The sequence below is a fragment of the Azonexus sp. MM2026_4 genome, assembly GCF_055901855.1.
Genome location: NZ_CM148380.1, coordinates 1,636,715 through 1,652,940, shown reverse-complemented (window position 1 = coordinate 1,652,940; position 16,226 = coordinate 1,636,715). Strand labels below are relative to the sequence as shown.

Sequence of the window (16,226 nt, the reverse complement as noted above, 5' to 3'; positions counted from 1 at the left end):
CGGCCTTGGTCGGGGGCTTTGTTAATTGGCGAGAAGATCGGCTTCCTGCCAGATGAGCTCTTGTTCCAGAACTTGGATGAAGCGCTGAGCATTGAATCCGTTTGGGTACAAGGTTGCCAGAGTTCGTCCTTCGGCCGAAAAAATTTCGTCTGGTATTCCACTACCTGTTCTCATTATGCCAAGCGGGTCGGTCAGCAATTGGAGGTCGTCCCGAAGCGCGATCAGGATTTCTTCGATCGATACTTTCAGAAAACCCTCGAATCGCTCGTGATCAAGTTCGATCGAGGTGTCGGCAATGATCCCATATACGGGACAGCGCCCAGGCAGCCCCAGGTTTAATTCCCCCTCATGTGGCGTCTCAAGCATTTGATTGATGGCCGCGACCTTGCGTCGTAACTGTTGCCCGGCTTTGCGTAAGCTTGTTTTGCCATGGAGCCATGCTTCGCGAGTGCTCCTTCGCCTGAACGACGATTTGACCTCGACGATGAAAACAAGATCGTCACGGGTACAAATCAGGTCGATTTCGCCAACTTCCGGGTAGCTTGTCGGGTTGGGATGAAATCCTTGAACTACCTTGAAACCCCGCTGTTCGAAGCATTTGCCAAGCCTTGCCTCGATGCGGCGCGTTTCTTTTTGGGCCTCGGCGCGCCGGGTCCCCAGGCGACGCAGATTGTTGATGGCTGCCGTGGCATTGTTTTGTTGTCCAGTTATCCAGGGTAACTGAACGAAATACCTGCCCAACTTCAGAAATGGACGTTCGAGTATTTCGGGAATCGGCCCGGAAGAGTCGCTACGCAGGCGAGCAGCCAGGCTTTCCCAGTCGCTCGTCCAGAAATCCAGGATCGAGGCCGCCATCGGCAAGCTGCCCACGGGGTGTTTTTGGGAAACCGTCCAGCCGACTATCGACTGGATTTTCTGCTGTCGTTCCGACCAGGTCAGTGGAAAACGAATCTGCATCCCATCGATCAAACCCTGAAAAGCGAGTTCGCTCAGCGCGGCAATTGAGTTTCCGGATTTTTCGAACAGCTGCCGATATTCAGATAAAAATTCCTGCTGAAAAATGCGGAGGTGAGTTCCAGCGAGAGTAGCGCCTGAAAGAGGTCAACGCGTTCTCCTGACTCAAGCAGTACCGCGTCATCGATTCCGTAGACTTCCTCGAGTTCCAGCCGGGTTCGCAGTGCACGAATATAAGCCAGTTGGTTGGCTTGGTGGTTTTCTGTCTTTCCGAGCGGCTGGTCGGAAATTTTCGATGAATAAAAATCTTGCAGCGCTCGGTAAAACCAGTAGCCGTGAAATTGGAGCAGGCGTTGCCCATCTCGCTCCCAGCGGGCTCGGAGCGACGGATCAATGATTTCAATCTCCAGTCGATCACCTTGACGGACAAACTGAACTGCGTCGTCGTAGCTGTGTGCGTCGACCGAACGGGAGATGAATTCATTCATTTCGACCTGTGCCGCCATCAAGGCTGAGAATGCTTGCAGTATGTCGAATCGGGGTGGTAATCCCGATCTTCCCGGAAACAGGAAGGGGGCCATGTGTTCGGCCATCGACAAACCAATCTGTTTATCGCTCAGTCGGATTTTTGTGGCTGACGAGCTTTTCAGCTTCCAGGCAATCAAATCCGTCAGCGCGTACCAGATATTTTCATCGCTCGTCTCCAGTTCAGAACGGGTTGGTTTTTCCGGGATCAAGTATTCGAAGGCATACAAGCTGGCGTAAATCAGGAGCTCGAAGGGGGAAAGATCAGCGAGTTTTGCCTGCCATTTGTCAATCTCCTGTTGGCGCACCTCGCAGGCGTCAACAAAAATATCAACGATCAAGCACTGCTCTTGGATTTCAGGAGCGATGTTCGCAATCTCCCGAAGCTCTGCCAGTCGGCCTTGTTTGGGGTGGTATGCCATGCGGGCATATCGTATTGCTCTGCTGAGTGCGTTGGGCCGGGATTGAGCTATGGACAACAGTAGAAGAGGTGCGCTGACTCGTTCCTGGTTGAGATAGCGAGCCAGCGCCAGCAGCATGACCTCTGCCTCCCAAATATCTGCTGGCAATTGCTTCAGAAAAGCAGCGCTCCAGAACTCGGCATCACGCTCTGCCTGTGTCAGCTTGCGTTTGCCTCGGAGAGATGGTTTTCCGTCGAGGTAATATTCCGCTACTCGAATGGCGGCTTCGCCTTCCGATATTCCCGAAACCATCAACTCGCGACTGCGTTCTTGATATGGGTTCAATCTGGCGCTCGATGTCACGTGTGATCGCTAGAGCTCATCCGCCAGCAGATCCGGGCGATGGGCTGCCAGCCATTGCCGGGTGTGGCCAAGGAGTGCTTCTGCCTGGTGCAGGCATTCCCGGAGCGCGGCGTCGGTGACGGGGTCGCCCTCGTAGTCGTTGAGGTTGCGCTGTTTGCGCAGGGCGTCCAGGACGATGACCGTGTCAGTGGTGACTTCCAGCGTTTTTGGCAGCGTTTGCAGGGCGGTTTGATGGTGGCCGGGCTGGCTGGTTGCCGTGCGGTAGCCCTTGGCCCACAGGCCGATCATGGCGCATTGCATGATGGTCTTGTAGGCGGCATCGAAACGGTTGTCGTTGCTCAGTTCACGCAGGCCGGCGTCGGCCAGGTTGCGCTCGGCCGAGGCAAGCAGGCGCAGGACGCCGCTGGCTGTGGCTTCAAACGCCTGCAGGCGATGGATTGCCAGCAAATTTTCCAAGGTCATGGGCGTTTCCGATCACGAAAAGTTGGGGGCCGACGAGGATATTCTGCACGAAGCCATCACCGGTTTCGATGCGCCGCACGAACTCGGTAGCCGAGTAAAGCACCGGGTTGATTTCGCGTTGCAGGATCTCCTGTGCAGGATGCAGTGCCTTGATGGCGTCGGCAAAGCGGCAATCAGCAATCAGCAGCAGGTCGATGTCGCTGCGGGCGTTTTCCTCGCCACGCGCCAGCGAGCCGAAGACCAGCGCCAGTTCCGGTTGCGGCTGCAATTGGCGCAAGGCGTCGGCCAGAATGTCAACCAGGCCGCTGGTTTTACGGAACAGGCCTGCCAGTTCGGCAAAAACCGGACATTCCCGATTGGCTTGGTAGCGCACCTGGTTGCCCTGCTTCTCACGTAGCAGAAGGCCGACTTCGGCCAGCCTGGCTAACTCCTTGTGCAGCGTGCCGGCGCTGGTGCCGGTCAGACGCGCCAGTTCGCGGACGTGGTAACTGCTTTCCGGGTGCAGCAGCAACTGCCCCAGCACTCGCTGTCGGTAGGTCCCGAAAAGAAGATCAAGCAGCACGGGAATTCAAGTGTAGTCATTAATGCTTCGATTGTAGTCGAAAGAGCTTCGTTGTGGCTGGGGCTGCGTGTGTTTATCAAGCATTCAATTCAGCTGCTGTCACTGTCGCCACACCGTGGAAAGTGCCGTCGGTGGGATGCTGGCGTCGGGGTCGGCCAGCAGGTCGCCTAGCGTGTAGCTGTCGAGGACCAGGAACATCGCCTGCAGGGCTTCGTGCAGCACGCCCTTGACCCGGCAGATGCCGTCGATGCGGCAGGGGTAGGTGGTGCCGAAGCAGTCGGCCATCGCGAAGTCGGTTTCGGTCTGGCGCAGCACTTCGCCCAGGCCGATTTCGGCCGGCGGGCGCGCCAGGCGCAGGCCGCCGCCCTTGCCGCGCACCGTCTGCACGTAGCCGCAGCGGCCGAGGTGGAGGACGACCTTCATCAGGTGGCTTTCCGAAATCTCGTGCCAGGCGGCGATCTCGCCGATGCTGATCAGCCCGCTCGGGCGCTCGCCGAGGTAGAGCAGGACGCGCAGGCTGTAGTCGGAAAAGGTGCTGAGTCGCATGCCGGCTCCATAAGGGGAATTTTTGATGTTGATTATAGGGAGGCGAGCCGTTACCATAAAGCGGAATTTTAAATTCCACTTATGATTTCCTCGTCTGGCGGGGAGTTTTCAGGCAGCGCAGAAATGGCCCACCCCACCCCGAGAAAAGTCATCGACATCCGGCCGGCCGGCGATCCCGAGGCCAAGGTCTACCCGCGTTCGGTGGACGGGCCGTTCACCCGCTGGCGCTGGTTCTTCGTCTGGCTGACGCAGGCGGTTTTCTACGGCATCTGCTGGCTGCCCTGGGACGGCCGGCAGGCGGTGCTGTTCGATCTCGACGCCCGCAAGTTCCATCTCTTCGGCCTGGTGCTGTGGCCGCAGGACACGATCTACCTGGTGATCCTGATGATCGTCGGCGCGCTGGCGCTGTTCCTGTTCACCGCCGTCGCCGGCCGCCTGTGGTGCGGCTACAGTTGCCCGCAGACGGTCTACACGGAAATTTTCCTCTGGCTGGAGAAGCTGATCGAGGGCGACCGCGCCCGCCGCATCAAGCTCGACGCCCAGCCGTGGAGCGCCCGCAAGCTGGCGATCAAGGGCGGCAAGCACCTGGCCTGGGGGCTGTTCGCGTTGTGGACCGGCATCACCTTCGTCGGCTACTTCGTGCCGATCCGCGAGCTGGTCGGCGAGTTGGCGAGTTTTTCCGCCGGGCCGTGGGCGAGCTTCTGGGTTGTCTTCTACGCTTTCGCCACCTACGGCAACGCCGGTTTCCTGCGCGAGCAGATGTGCCGGCAGATCTGCCCGTATGCCCGCTTCCAGTTCGTCATGTTCGACCCGGACACGCTGATCATCGCCTACGACAGCCAGCGCGGCGACGCCCGCGGCGCCCGCCCCAAGGGCGCCGATCCCAAGGCGCTCGGGCTGGGCGACTGCGTCGATTGCGGCATCTGCGTGCAGGTCTGCCCGACCGGCATCGACATCCGCGACGGCCTGCAGAACGAGTGCATCGGCTGCGCCGCCTGCATCGACGCCTGCGACCAGGTGATGGACAAGATGAACTACCCGCGCGGGCTGATCCGCTATTCGACGGAGAACGCCATCGCCCAGCGCCTCACGCCGGCCACCGTGCTGCGCCGGGCGCTGCGCCCGCGCGTGCTGATCTACGCGACGCTGCTGGTCGGGCTGACGCTGGCCATGGCCTGGTCGCTGGCGCACCGGGCGCCGCTGCGCATCAATGTCGAGAAGGACCGCAACACACTGGCCCGCGAGGCCGACGACGGCACCATCGAAAACATCTACCGGCTGCAAATCCTCAACACCGGCGACGACGCCCGTCGGCTGCGCATCGCCGTCAGCGGCGAGGCGCCGCTGGCCGTCGCCGGCGATACCGCGCTGCAGGTGCCGGGCGGCGAAAGCGGCGCCGCCACCGTCGTCGTTCGCGCCGAACCGGGCAGCCTGGCGGCCGGCGCCCACCGCATCGTCTTCGTCGTAGACGACGGCGCCGAACCGGCGGTCAGCGGCAGCGCCGACGCCCGCTTCTGGATGCCCTGACGGCGGGCCGTGGTTCAGCCGGCCAGCGCCGCCCCGGGGATCTTGCCGGGTAACGATGCCGGGTCGGTTGCGAAATCGCAGGCAGCAGAGCACCGAATCGACCCGTTGCTGTCATTGAATCGGCCCGGGAATTGAGGCTCTATTTCTTGAGAGAATGGAGTCATGAGCAAGACGAACAAATGTTCCCCGTAAGTCAGAGAGCGTGCCGTACGGCTGGTACAGGAAGCGCATAAGGATCGGTCATCGCTATGGGCAGCCGTTGAGTCGATAGCGCCGATGATTGGCTGTTCAACGGTGACGTTGCACGATTGGGTCAAGAAACATGAAATCGACACTGGCGTGCGCGATGGCATTCCGACCGCCGAACGTGAGCGCATCAAGGCGCTGGAACGCGAAGTCAAGGAACTGCGCGAGGCCAACGAGATACTGCGACTGGTCAGTGCGTTTTTCGCGCAGGCGGAGCTCGACCGCCTCAAGAAGGAGTGAGGTCGTTCATCGACCAGCACCGAGAGCGTTTCGGGGGCGGGCCGTCCGCTTACTGGCGCCATGCAGCACGCCAGCGTGATCCCGCGTTGCTCAGTACTCGGGCTCGCAGGGACGCCTCTTCCTGATTCCGCACATTCAGCGCGTCTGGCAGGCCAACTTTCCGGTGTATGGTGCCAACAGGGTTTGGCGGCAATTGCAGCGGGAAGGGATTCAGGTGGTGCGTTGTACCGTTGAGTGCCTGATGCGCCGGCAGGGTCTGCGCGGCGTGAGGCGCGGGAAGGTGGTGCGAACCACCTTCGGCGACGCCGCGGCACCGTGCCCGTTGGATCGAGTCAATCGGCAGTTCAAGGTGGACCGGCCGAATCAGTTATGGGTTTCGGATTTCCCCTACGTTTCTACTTGGGCAGGATTCGTCTATGTCGCCTTCGTGATTGATGCCTTTGCTCGCCGGATTGTCGGTTGGCGGGTCGGTCGTTCAATGCGCACCGACTTTGTTCTAGATGCCCTGGAACATGCGGTCCGAGTGTCGATGCCCTGAGTGCATTGCAGGGCTATGAGGGTAAGAAAAAACTACTTTGCCATAAAAATATTTAAGTGGATTTTTCTTTATGCTGAGTTGACAGGGGGAAGGTGTCTATAGGCATTTTTTTAGGTTCGGGCCATCATCGATTTTAAGCGCCTCGCCCTTGCCGAGCACCATCTTGATATTCCTCAACCACGCCTCTCCCTCTCCTGTGCAGCTAAGTGAAGCTTGCAAGTGCCCTTCTTCTTTCATGCTGATTTGCTTGACCGTGCAATTGGATTCACCAAACTCGATTAATTGAGCAGTGATCACTGCTCCACCCTCAGGAGCGCCGAGTCTTGTACTTGGCTTTAGATTCCACGCTTTACAGCTCTTGGCTGTTCCCCATACCCCATGATAGTGAGCGGGAATGATAGTGTCGGCAATCGCGATGTTGGCAGCAAGCAGCATCGCGAGCGCGACTGCTTCAATTCGAGTATGGCGCCAATTCAATTTAATACTCCAGAAAATTTATGTTTGTGATGCCTTCTGCTACTCATTGCTATCCAATAAAAAATATGGATATGCCTTTTTTGGTCTGATGGAATTAACCTAACAAGGTCTTAAACCCGCACAAAAAAGGTATCAAGATAAACTAAGACGTATTTGCCCGTTCCCAACTTGCTTGAGTCTCAATCCATGTGGATTTTTTGAATGAAGCGCAAAAACGCTTAAGTTGGCAAAAAAACTTGAGCCCTTAAGCCGATAAAACCTTGGCAATGCGACGAGCCAGAGAGTATTTGAACTCAATAAATATTGCAATGCCATTTTTTGGCAATCAATCCATGCTCCCTATGCGAAGGATCGTTCAACTATCCAGCGCAGGGGCATCACGGCAAAGGTGTGCAGTTCACTGCGTTTGACGTTTTGCGCCTTGGCACCGAGCGGTTTGCCGACGGCCTGGGCAAATGACCGACCGACATAGCCGCCATCGGCCAATACCCGCTGAACGGCTTGTAAATCAGCCGCGCAACGACCGAGGGCAAGCAAGGCCCCTTTGTGCTCTGTCACATTGGCCGTCGTGACGGCGATCGCGTGAGGCAAGCCTGGGCTATCGACCGCAATATGGCGCTTGATTCCCGTTGGTTTTCCTATCCTGAATTCAGGAAGGCAAACGGGAGCGGATCATGGACGCGAAATCATTCCGTGGCTGGCTAGGCCAGTTGGGCGAGCTGTCGGATCGGCAGCGTGAGCAATTGCAGCATCGGCTGCTTGGTGGCGAATCAAGTGATGATGCCTGTGAGTGGATCAATCGACGGGCCCAGGAGAGCTTGGCCGGTCCGCATTGCTGGGCGGCCCACGGGCAGGGCTGGGGCCGTGAGTTGGGGATGCAACGCTAGCGATGCTGCGATTGCCGCCGCACCTTCAATGCCCTGACCGGCTCCCTGCTGGCCGGGCTGAAATGTCGTGCGGCATGTGTGGTTTGCACGAAGGCGATGATCGACGGCTGTAAGCCAAGCCTTCAGTTTATGGATGGCGGAGTCCGAATTATTGTGGATGCAACCGGTTACCGGTCTGTTCAGGCCGAGTTGTGTGAATTGGCTATCTGGCTGTTTCCAAAGCACGGCGGCCGTCCGGATGACCGCTCGTCTGAATGCTGGAACGGCGGCGGTTGGCCGATTGCTGCCTGCCGTCGTCTGGTCAGATGAAATGAAACCGCGTGGTCGACTCAGTCGAGATTCCGCAGTCTGTCGGCCGGATCGTCGTCCGCGCCGGTCGCCGGGCACACGGCAGCGCCGGTTTTCCCGGCAGCCCAAGAAGGGTTGTCGATACCGGGCAAGTCTGATGCAATCTATGTATTTGTCATCGCAAATGCCCTGAAACCCCGCTGCCGCCGGGCCTCCTGGCCCTCCCCGGGGCCTGCGTTGCGGCTCGGGCGATCGCTCCCCGGCGCGATAGCGGAGTATGATTGGGGAAACAAGCTGGAATCAGGGAGCGAATCGCAAATGCGGATAAAAAAACCATTTGGCATTCTGGCGTTGGCGCTGTTCCTGAGCGCTCCCGCCGCGGCCGGGCCGTTGCCGCCGATCCTGATCGCCCATGTCGCGCCGACCACCGGCCGCTTTGCCCTGCATGCCGAAGCCGACCGGCGCGGCGCCGAGATGGCGATCGAGGATTTCAACCTGCAGGGCGGTGTGCTGGGCCGGGAAATCGTCCTGATTTCGAGCAATCCGACGATGGATGCCAAAAAGTCCGCTGAGGTGGCGGAGACGCTGATCACCCGCAACAAGGTCGGCTTCATGGTCGGCGCCATCGCCTCCAACGTCGCGGCAAGCATGTCGGCGGTGGCGCAGAAACACGGCGTGATCTTCATCAACACCAATTCCTCATCGCCTTCCGAAGCGCTGGAAAACGCGCATCGCAGCAAGTTCGTGTTCGATGCCAGCGGCGCCAATTTCAACCGGGCCCTGCTCAAGTACGCGCTCAAGGACCGCAAATCGAAGCGCGTCCTGCAATTGATCGAGGACAACGCGGCTGGTCACAGCAATGCCGAAGCGATGCGCCCCTACATCGCCGAATACGGCGGGCAATTGGTGGGCGAGGTGCTGGCGCCGGAAAACCTGAGCGATCCCAGCGAAGTGCTGAACAAGGTGGCGGCGATCCCGGCTGATGTGGTCACCGTGGTGATCAGCGGCGACAACCAGATCAAGCTGTTTTCCCGGATCGACCCCAGGGTGCTCGAACGGCAGTTCTGGATCGTCGGCGAAGTGGACTGGGAAGAGCTCTACCCGGCGCCGGGCACGCCGCGTCCACTGTTCGGCACGACCTGGGCCTGGAATCTCGATACGCCGGGCAGCCAGGCTTTCGTCGAGCGTTACCGCAAGCGCTACGGTCACACCCGGCTCGACTGGCCGGGCGACGTCACGCACGCCGCCTATCTGGCCACCCGCGCCCTGCTCGAAGCCATCGCCAGGGCCGGCACCACCGACAACCACGCCGTCATCGCGCAACTGGAGCAATACCGGGCCGAACCGAGGGCGCGCATGCAGCACGACGCCGCCTACATGGACCCGGTCAGCCATCACTTGCAGCAGACCATCTACATCGCGCGCTGGAAGCCCGATCCGGCAAAGCCCGAGCGCGGCATCGAGATCGTCGGCCGTGTCAGTCCGGAACAGGCGCGGCATGCGCCGGAAAAAAACACCCGGTTGGAATCCCTGGCCGAAACACCGCGCTATTCACCCTGAACCATGACCGGGAAATTTGGCCTGATCGGCCGCATCGCGTTGCTGGTAGTGCTTGTTGAAATCGTCGTCTTCGGTGTTCTCGGCGGGTTCTACGTCAGCCGTTTCAGCAGCGCCCTCGACGAGAGGATGATCGCCGGCCTGCGCAACGTCGGCCGCATGCTGGCGAGCGAGAGCTTGCCGATCAGCTCGTTGTCGCAGGAACGCCTGATCGCCGACCTGGTTGGCGCCCCCTACCTCGAAGGCCTGGCCATTGGTGGCAACGGCCGCGTCATCGTGGCCACCGACAGCGCCTTGCTCGGCCGGGACGCCGCATCGCTGCCGGGGATCGACCCGCGCTGGCTGGCCGCCGAGGCGCCGGACGAACAATGGATCGCCGCCGGCGACCGCCTGACCAGCGTCCAGCGCCTGCGCGGGGAATCCGCCAGCGCCCCGCTGTACACGGCGATCATCGCCGTCAGTACCGAGGCGGTATCGGCGCGCAAGCAGTCGATCATCCTGCTCGGCGTGATCGGTTCGCTGTTCTTCATCGTCCTCAGTTCGGCCGTGCTGATCGTCGTCGCCCAGCGTTTCATCGGCCGCCGGGTCGGCGCGACGCTGGCCGTCCTCAAGCGCGTCGAGGAAGGGGCGCTCGACGAGCGCATTCCCGTCACCAGCGAGGACGAGCTGGGCGAACTGCAGCGCGGCACCAACTCGATGATCGCCCGGGTGCGGGAGATTCTGGACGAACTCCGGGCGTCGCGCGAAGCGCTGGCGGGCAGCGAGGAGCGCATGGCGCTGGCTCTGCAGGGCGCCAACGACGGCATCTGGGACTGGGACCTGGTCAGCGGCGAGGTCTATTTCTCGCCGCGCTGGAAGTCGATGCTGGGCTACGGCGAACACGAACTGGCGGACGAGTTCGCCACCTGGGAAAGGCTGACCGACGCCGAGGGCCGGGAACGGACGATGCGCCTGATCGACGACGTGCTGAGCGGCCGGGCCAGGGTCTTCGACATCGAATTCCGCATGCGCCACAAGGACGGGCAGTGGGTGGACATCCGTTCCCGCGCCTTTCTCCAGCGGGGCGGCGACGGCAAGCCGCTGCGCCTGGTCGGCACGCACGTCGACATCAGCGAGCGCAAGCGGGCGGAGGCCGAGCTCGACGCCCACCGCCATCACCTGGAATCGCTGGTCAAGGCGCGCACCGCCGAACTCGAAGTGGCCAGGGACATCGCCGAGGCGGCAAGCCGGGCCAAGAGCACCTTCCTCGCCAACATGAGCCACGAGCTGCGCACGCCGATGAACGCCATCATGGGCATGACGGCGATCGCCCTGCGCCACGCCGAGGACGCCAAGCTTCGCGACCAGCTGGAGAAGATCGACTCGGCGTCGCGCCATCTGCTGCACGTCATCAACGACATTCTCGACATCTCGAAGATCGAGGCCGAGCGCCTTATTTTGGAGCGCACCCGGTTCCGGCTCGGCGAGCCGGTGGAAAACCTGTTGAGCCTGATCGGCCACAAGGTGACGGAAAAGGGGCTGCGCCTCGATGTCGATCTGGCGCCGGGTCTCGCCGGCCGCCATGTGGTCGGCGACTCGGTGCGCCTGGGCCAGGTGCTGATCAACCTGATGGCCAACGCGATCAAATTCACCCAGAGCGGTGCCATCATCCTGCGCAGCCGGGTTCTGGAAGAAACCCGGAATGAACTGCTGCTGCACTGGGAGGTCGTCGATACCGGCATCGGCATCGCGGCCGATGACCAGAGAAGGCTGTTCAACGCCTTCGAGCAGACCGACAGCTCGATGACCCGCAAATACGGCGGCACCGGCCTCGGGCTGGCGATCAGCCGGCGGCTGGTGAAGATGATGGGCGGCGAAATCGGCGTCGAAAGCGCGCTCGGTCGGGGCAGCCGCTTCTGGTTCACGGTCCGCCTGGAAAAGGCCAGCGACGTGGCGGTCGAGGCGGCGCCGAGCGGCGAGGTGCTTTCCGCCGAAGCCCGTCTGCTGAAGGACTACGCCGGCGTGCGTATCCTGCTGGCCGAGGATGAGCCGATCAACCAGGAAGTCTCGCTCGGCCTGCTCGGCGATGCCGGCCTGACGGTCGATCTGGCGGAAGACGGCCAGAAGGCGGTGACGCTGGCCGGCGAGCGCCGCTACGACCTGATCCTGATGGACATGCAGATGCCGAACCTGAACGGCCTGGATGCGACGCGGGCGATCCGCGCCGGTGGCCCGAACGCGGCGACGCCGATCCTGGCGATGACCGCCAATGCTTTCGACGAGGATCGCCAGGTCTGTCTCAATGCCGGCATGAACGACCACATCGCCAAGCCGATCGACCCCGATCACCTGTACATGACGCTGCTGCACTGGCTGGCGAAGCGCGGCGCCTGAAGCGGGACGCCCCGGCGCCGGCCGGCTGAACGCGGGGCGGCGGCGAACTGCCTCCCAGTTGCGTCAGGCGCTGGCGGCCGGCAGCGTCAGCTGCACCGCCGGCACGATCGCCGTTTCCTCGCAGTTGTTGCCCGGGCCGCTGCGGTCGATGACGAGGAAGTCGGAAACTTCGTTGAGCGCCAGCAGCGGGTGGTGCCAGGTGCCGGGCGCGTAATTGACGCCCGCGCCGGGTTGGGCGAGGAAGGCGCGCAGATCGTCGGGGCCGGGCGGCGGGCCGGGCGGTGCGACGACGATCAGGTAGGGTTGGTTGCCGAGCGGCATGAAGGCTTGCGAGCCGAGCGGATGGCGCTCCAGCATTTCAATGGCGAAGGGCAGGGCGCGTGGCTGGCCACGGAAGAGGCTGACGATCAGCTTGCCGTCCGGGCCGGGGACCAGTTCGGCGAGGTCGTGGTAGCGCTCGGTGTTGCCGCCGTTGATGGGAAAGCGCCGCTGCGCGGCGGCGACCGCGATGACCTCGCCGAAAGGGGCGAAAGCGGCCGCGGTGAGCGGTTCGGGAAGCAGTTTTTTCACCGCGCCACCTTGCCCCACAGGCGCAGCCTTGAAACGCCGCCGTCCGGGATGATGTTCAGCCGCACGTGCGTCACCGGGCCGAGGTCGGCCAGGCCTTCGAAGCTGTGGATGGCGTCCATGCTCAGTTTCTGCTCGCCGAGCAGCACCGGCCAGAACATGCTCTGGGTGATCACCGACTGGTCGGTGCCGCCGTCCATGCGCGCTGCCTGGATCGAGCAGCGGTCGGGGAAATTGCCCTTGAAGTGGGCGGTGTCAACTTCGACCCGCTCGATGATGCCGGGCGCGCCCAGTTGCAGGATGCACCAGTCGTTGCCCGGTTCGCGGCGGCGGCGGGTTTCCCAGCCGTCGCCCATGTTGATGCCGCGGCCGGGGGCGATCAGGTTGGCCGCCGAGCCGAAGTGGGCGTCGTTCCACGCGACGGCGCGGCCGCCGTTTTCCAGTGCGACGAGGTCGTAGATGCGGTCCGGCTCGCTGGCATCGAAGACGCCGACCGGCTGGCCGTAGGCGCGCAGACGGGCGATGCCGCCGTCCGGGTACATGTTGATGCGCAGGTGGCTCCAGGTGTCGGCGCTGTCGACGGCGAGCAGGTGGTGGCTGTTGCCGCTCAGCGTGGTCGACGGCAGGATGCGCTTCCAGCGGGCCTTGGCCAGGACTTCGGGGTCGTCGGATTCGCAGTCGGTGGCGTCGATCGAGACGGCCGGCGCGAAGTTGCCGGTGAAGTGGCTGGTATCGACGTCGAAGCCGCGCAGGATGCCGCGCCGGCCGAGCTTGACCAGGCTCCAGTCGTAGCCGGTGGTGCGCTTGCGGCGGGTTTCCCAGCCGTCCATCCACTTGCCGTTGGCGTCGTACTTGCCGGGCACGAAGACCGCCGGCTCGGGGTTGAGCATGCGTTCGAGCGGGGCGAAGAACTCGTCGGTGGCGAACAGCGCGCGGGCGCCGATGCGGGTATCGGCGAGGTTGACCGAACGCTTGGCCCAGTCGGGCAGGTCGGCGGCGGCGGAAACGATGGGGGCGGCGTGGATCATTATTTTTGGTCCTGGCGGTAGGGATGGGTCGCCTGCCAGTGGCGGGCGATGTCGAGGCGACGGCAGACCCAGACGCGGTCGTGCCGTTCGATGTAATCGAGGAAGCGCTGCAGCGCAAGGAAGCGGCCGGGGCGGCCGAGCAGGCGGCAGTGCATGCCGATCGAGAGCATCTTCGGCGCTTCGTCGCCTTCGGCGTAGAGCACGTCGAAGCTGTCCTTCAGGTACTGGAAGAACGGGTCGCCGTGGCTGAAGCCCTGCGGCAGGCAGAAGCGCATGTCGTTGGTGTCGAGCGTGTACGGCACGATCAGGTGCGGCACCGTGCTGCCGTCGGTCTTGGTGACTTCGGTCCAGAACGGCAGGTCGTCGCCGTAGTAATCGCTGTCGTAGAGGAGGCGCCCGTCGTCGGCGACCAGACGGCGGGTGTTCGGCGAATCGCGGCCGGTGTACCAGCCGAGCGGGCGACTGCCGGTCATCTGCTCGATGACTTCCAGCGCCAGGCGCATGTGTTCGCGCTCGGTCGCTTCGTCCATCGTCTGGTAGTGAATCCAGCGCCAGCCGTGGCAGGCGATCTCGTGGCCGAGTTCGACGAAGGCGGCGGTGACTTCCGGGCTGCGCTGCAGCGCCATGCCGACGCCGAACACGGTGAGCGGCAGGCCGCGTTTCTCGAATTCCTTGAGGATGCGCCAGACGCCGGTGCGCGAGCCGTATTCGTAGATCGACTCCATCGACAGGTGGCGGTCCGGGTAGCTGGCCGGGTTGAACATCTCGGAAAGGAACTGCTCGGAGCCGGCGTCGCCGTGCAGCACGCAGTTCTCGCCGCCTTCCTCGTAGTTGAGGACGAACTGGACGGCGATGCGGGCTTTACCCGGCCATTGGGCGTGCGGCGGCTGGCGGCCGTAGCCGGCGAGGTCGCGCGGGTAGGGGGCGGTCGGTGACATGTCAGGCACTCCGGGTCAGATGCTGGAAACGGCCGGCGAAGGGCTTCGCCGGCGGCAGGGCGTAATCGCCGTGCTTGCTGGTGTGCAGGCCGAGGCCAACGAGCGCTTCGGCGAACTTGACGGCGGCGGTGACGCCGTCGATCACCGGGATGCCGAGCGCTTCGCCCATCGCCCCGGCGTAGTCGGCCATGCCGCCGCAGCCGAGGACGATGGCGCCGGCGCCGTCTTCGTCGCGGGCGCGGCGCGCTTCGGCGAGCAGGACGCCGCTGCAGGCGGCGCCGTCTTCCAGATCGAGCACCGGGATTTCGGCGGCGCGCACGCGCTGGCACTGGTGGGCGTAGCCGTAGGCGGCGAGCAGGTGTTCGGCGATGACGACGGTGCGCTGCAAGGTCGTCACCACCGAAAAGCGGGTGGCGAGCATGGCGGCGACCTGGAAGGCGGCCTGGGCGATGCCGAGCACCGGCGCCCGGGTCAGTTCGCGGGCGGCGGCCAGACCGGGGTCGCCGAAGCAGGCGATGACGTAGGCGTCGGCGCCGGCTGCTTCGCCGCGCAGGATTTCCTCGCAGACGCCGACCGCGGCGATCGCCTCGTCGAAATGGCTTTCGATGGAAACCGGGCCGTCGGCCGGGTTGACCGCAACGATCTGCGTACCCGGCGCGGCGACGCTTTGCGCGGCGGCGCCGATGCTGGCGGTCATCGCGGCGGAGGTGTTGGGGTTGATGACGTGGATGCGCATCGCCGGCCTCAAGGCTTGGCGGCCGAGCCGCCGATGAATTCGCGCAGGACCGCCTGCAGGTCGGGCGTTTCCTGTTCCCAGCGCAGGCTGCGCTCGATGGTGGTCAGGTGCTCGGCCATCCAGTCGGCGGCTTCGGCGAAGGCGCCGCGGGCGATCAGGTCGATGATCTGCTCGTGTTCGGAATGCCGGCAGGTGACCGAGATCGGCGAACCGTAGGTGGCGATGATCAGCGAACTGCGCGCGATCAGGCGGGCGACCAGTTCGCTCAGCACGGCGTTGCCGGCGAGGCCGATCAGGCGGATGTGGAATTCGCCGGAGAGTCGGATCGCGGCGGCGCGGTCGCCCTTCAGTTGGGCTTCGTCCTCGGCCGCGTTGATTGCCTTCAGCGCTTCAAGGTCGGCGGCGCTGACCTTGCCAGCCATCTCGGCCAGGGCGCCGCATTCGAGAATGCGTCGGGTGGCGAAAATGTCGCGCGCTTCCGGCACCGAGGGTTCGGCGATCTGCGCGCCGCGATTCGGGCGGATCTCGATCAGGCCTTCGTAGGCCAGCCGCTGCAGCACCTTGCGGATGATCGTCCGGCTGGCGCCGAAGGTCTCGGCCAGCGTGTCTTCCGGCAGGCGGGTGCCGGGCAGCAGGCGCGAGTCGCAGATGGCGGCGTGCAGATGCTGGTAGATGATCTCGTCGCGCTCCTGGGCAGCGTCCTTGGTGGGTTCGGTCTTGGTCATGTACGGCGTTTCCTGGCTGGCTCGGTGGCTTACTTTTGGTGCAGTCTTGTTCAGAGTTGCACCAAATGTGTAACTGATTTGTCAACAAAATTGTATACAACTAATTAATAGTTGTGCAACAAAATTGTTTTCTATCGAATACAAGTTGCTGTTTTTGCACGCTTGCCGCTTTCGTTGGTCGATCTGTCGGTCGCTGCCGCTAGAATTTGGCACGGCGATTGCTCTGGGTTTCTGGACAAAACCGGTTCTGTTTGTTGCTAACCGGATTTGAAATTGTATACAACAG

General features: G+C 62.6%; 14 protein-coding genes, 2 pseudogenes and 1 other annotated feature. Of the genes and pseudogenes, 4 read left to right on the top strand and 12 right to left on the bottom strand.

The features are described from left to right. Positions 1-21: 21 nt before the first annotated feature. The 5 genes from AC0KWY_RS07610 to AC0KWY_RS07590 form a co-directional block, all read right to left on the bottom strand. Positions 22-957: an NERD domain-containing protein gene (locus AC0KWY_RS07610; RefSeq protein ID WP_474029028.1), complete on the bottom strand. Its 936-nt coding sequence runs from the start codon at positions 955-957 to the stop codon at positions 22-24. Positions 958-989: 32 nt separating this feature from the next. After that, complete coding sequence (locus AC0KWY_RS07605; RefSeq protein ID WP_474029027.1) at positions 990-2,225, bottom strand: hypothetical protein; 1,236 nt, start codon at positions 2,223-2,225, stop codon at positions 990-992. A gap of 27 nt (positions 2,226-2,252) precedes the next feature. Continuing rightward, entirely contained in the window at positions 2,253-2,705 is a 453-nt protein-coding gene (locus AC0KWY_RS07600) for a hypothetical protein (RefSeq protein ID WP_474029026.1), read from the bottom strand. Then, a complete protein-coding gene (locus AC0KWY_RS07595) occupies positions 2,659-3,216 on the bottom strand; it encodes a nucleotidyltransferase domain-containing protein (protein WP_474029025.1) in 558 nt (185 codons plus the stop codon). The genes AC0KWY_RS07600 and AC0KWY_RS07595 overlap by 47 nt, the downstream gene beginning before the upstream one ends. Positions 3,217-3,366: 150 nt before the next feature. Further along, a complete protein-coding gene (locus AC0KWY_RS07590; RefSeq protein WP_474029024.1) occupies positions 3,367-3,813 on the bottom strand; it encodes an RrF2 family transcriptional regulator in 447 nt (148 codons plus the stop codon). Positions 3,814-3,936: 123 nt separating this feature from the next. Here AC0KWY_RS07590 and ccoG point away from each other — a divergent pair, with 123 nt between their 5' ends. Together ccoG and AC0KWY_RS07580 are read left to right on the top strand one after the other, a co-directional pair. Further along, positions 3,937-5,340: a cytochrome c oxidase accessory protein CcoG gene (gene ccoG / locus AC0KWY_RS07585; RefSeq protein WP_474029023.1), complete on the top strand. Its 1,404-nt coding sequence runs from the start codon at positions 3,937-3,939 to the stop codon at positions 5,338-5,340. Positions 5,341-5,553: 213 nt separating this feature from the next. After that, positions 5,554-6,361 (top strand): annotated as a pseudogene (locus tag AC0KWY_RS07580) (IS3 family transposase); the annotation flags it as partial. Continuing rightward, positions 5,781-5,889 (top strand) — a sequence feature (AL1L pseudoknot). Its footprint overlaps the pseudogene before it by 109 nt. A gap of 99 nt (positions 6,362-6,460) precedes the next feature. Here AC0KWY_RS07580 and AC0KWY_RS07575 read toward each other — a convergent pair. Together AC0KWY_RS07575 and AC0KWY_RS07570 are read right to left on the bottom strand one after the other, a co-directional pair. After that, complete coding sequence (locus AC0KWY_RS07575) at positions 6,461-6,841, bottom strand: hypothetical protein (RefSeq protein ID WP_474029022.1); 381 nt, start codon at positions 6,839-6,841, stop codon at positions 6,461-6,463. A 342-nt stretch (positions 6,842-7,183) separates the two neighbouring features. Next, positions 7,184-7,477, bottom strand: a pseudogene (locus AC0KWY_RS07570) (transposase); the annotation flags it as partial. An 857-nt stretch (positions 7,478-8,334) separates the two neighbouring features. Here AC0KWY_RS07570 and AC0KWY_RS07565 point away from each other — a divergent pair. Both AC0KWY_RS07565 and AC0KWY_RS07560 read left to right on the top strand, forming a co-directional pair. After that, entirely contained in the window at positions 8,335-9,576 is a 1,242-nt protein-coding gene (locus AC0KWY_RS07565) for an ABC transporter substrate-binding protein (RefSeq protein WP_474029021.1), read from the top strand. Positions 9,577-9,579: 3 nt separating this feature from the next. After that, positions 9,580-11,946 (top strand): hybrid sensor histidine kinase/response regulator, encoded by a 2,367-nt coding sequence (locus AC0KWY_RS07560; RefSeq protein WP_474029020.1) that lies wholly within the window; start codon positions 9,580-9,582, stop codon positions 11,944-11,946. A 63-nt stretch (positions 11,947-12,009) separates the two neighbouring features. On the opposite strand, the gene AC0KWY_RS07555 is transcribed toward AC0KWY_RS07560, so the two are convergent. The 5 genes from AC0KWY_RS07555 to AC0KWY_RS07535 are packed head-to-tail and all read right to left on the bottom strand — an operon-like array spanning position 12,010 to position 15,940. Beyond that, entirely contained in the window at positions 12,010-12,516 is a 507-nt protein-coding gene (locus tag AC0KWY_RS07555) for an ureidoglycolate lyase (RefSeq protein ID WP_474029019.1), read from the bottom strand. Beyond that, positions 12,513-13,541, bottom strand: a complete 1,029-nt coding sequence (gene alc / locus AC0KWY_RS07550; protein ID WP_474029018.1) for an allantoicase — start codon at positions 13,539-13,541, stop codon at positions 12,513-12,515. Before alc ends, AC0KWY_RS07555 begins: the two co-directional genes overlap by 4 nt. Further along, positions 13,541-14,479, bottom strand: a complete 939-nt coding sequence (gene puuE / locus AC0KWY_RS07545; RefSeq protein ID WP_474029017.1) for an allantoinase PuuE — start codon at positions 14,477-14,479, stop codon at positions 13,541-13,543. The genes alc and puuE overlap by 1 nt, the downstream gene beginning before the upstream one ends. A 1-nt stretch (position 14,480) precedes the next feature. After that, entirely contained in the window at positions 14,481-15,215 is a 735-nt protein-coding gene (locus AC0KWY_RS07540) for an aspartate/glutamate racemase family protein (RefSeq protein WP_474029016.1), read from the bottom strand. A gap of 8 nt (positions 15,216-15,223) precedes the next feature. Continuing rightward, positions 15,224-15,940: a GntR family transcriptional regulator gene (locus tag AC0KWY_RS07535; protein WP_474029015.1), complete on the bottom strand. Its 717-nt coding sequence runs from the start codon at positions 15,938-15,940 to the stop codon at positions 15,224-15,226. Between the last annotated feature and the right edge of the window lie 286 nt (positions 15,941-16,226).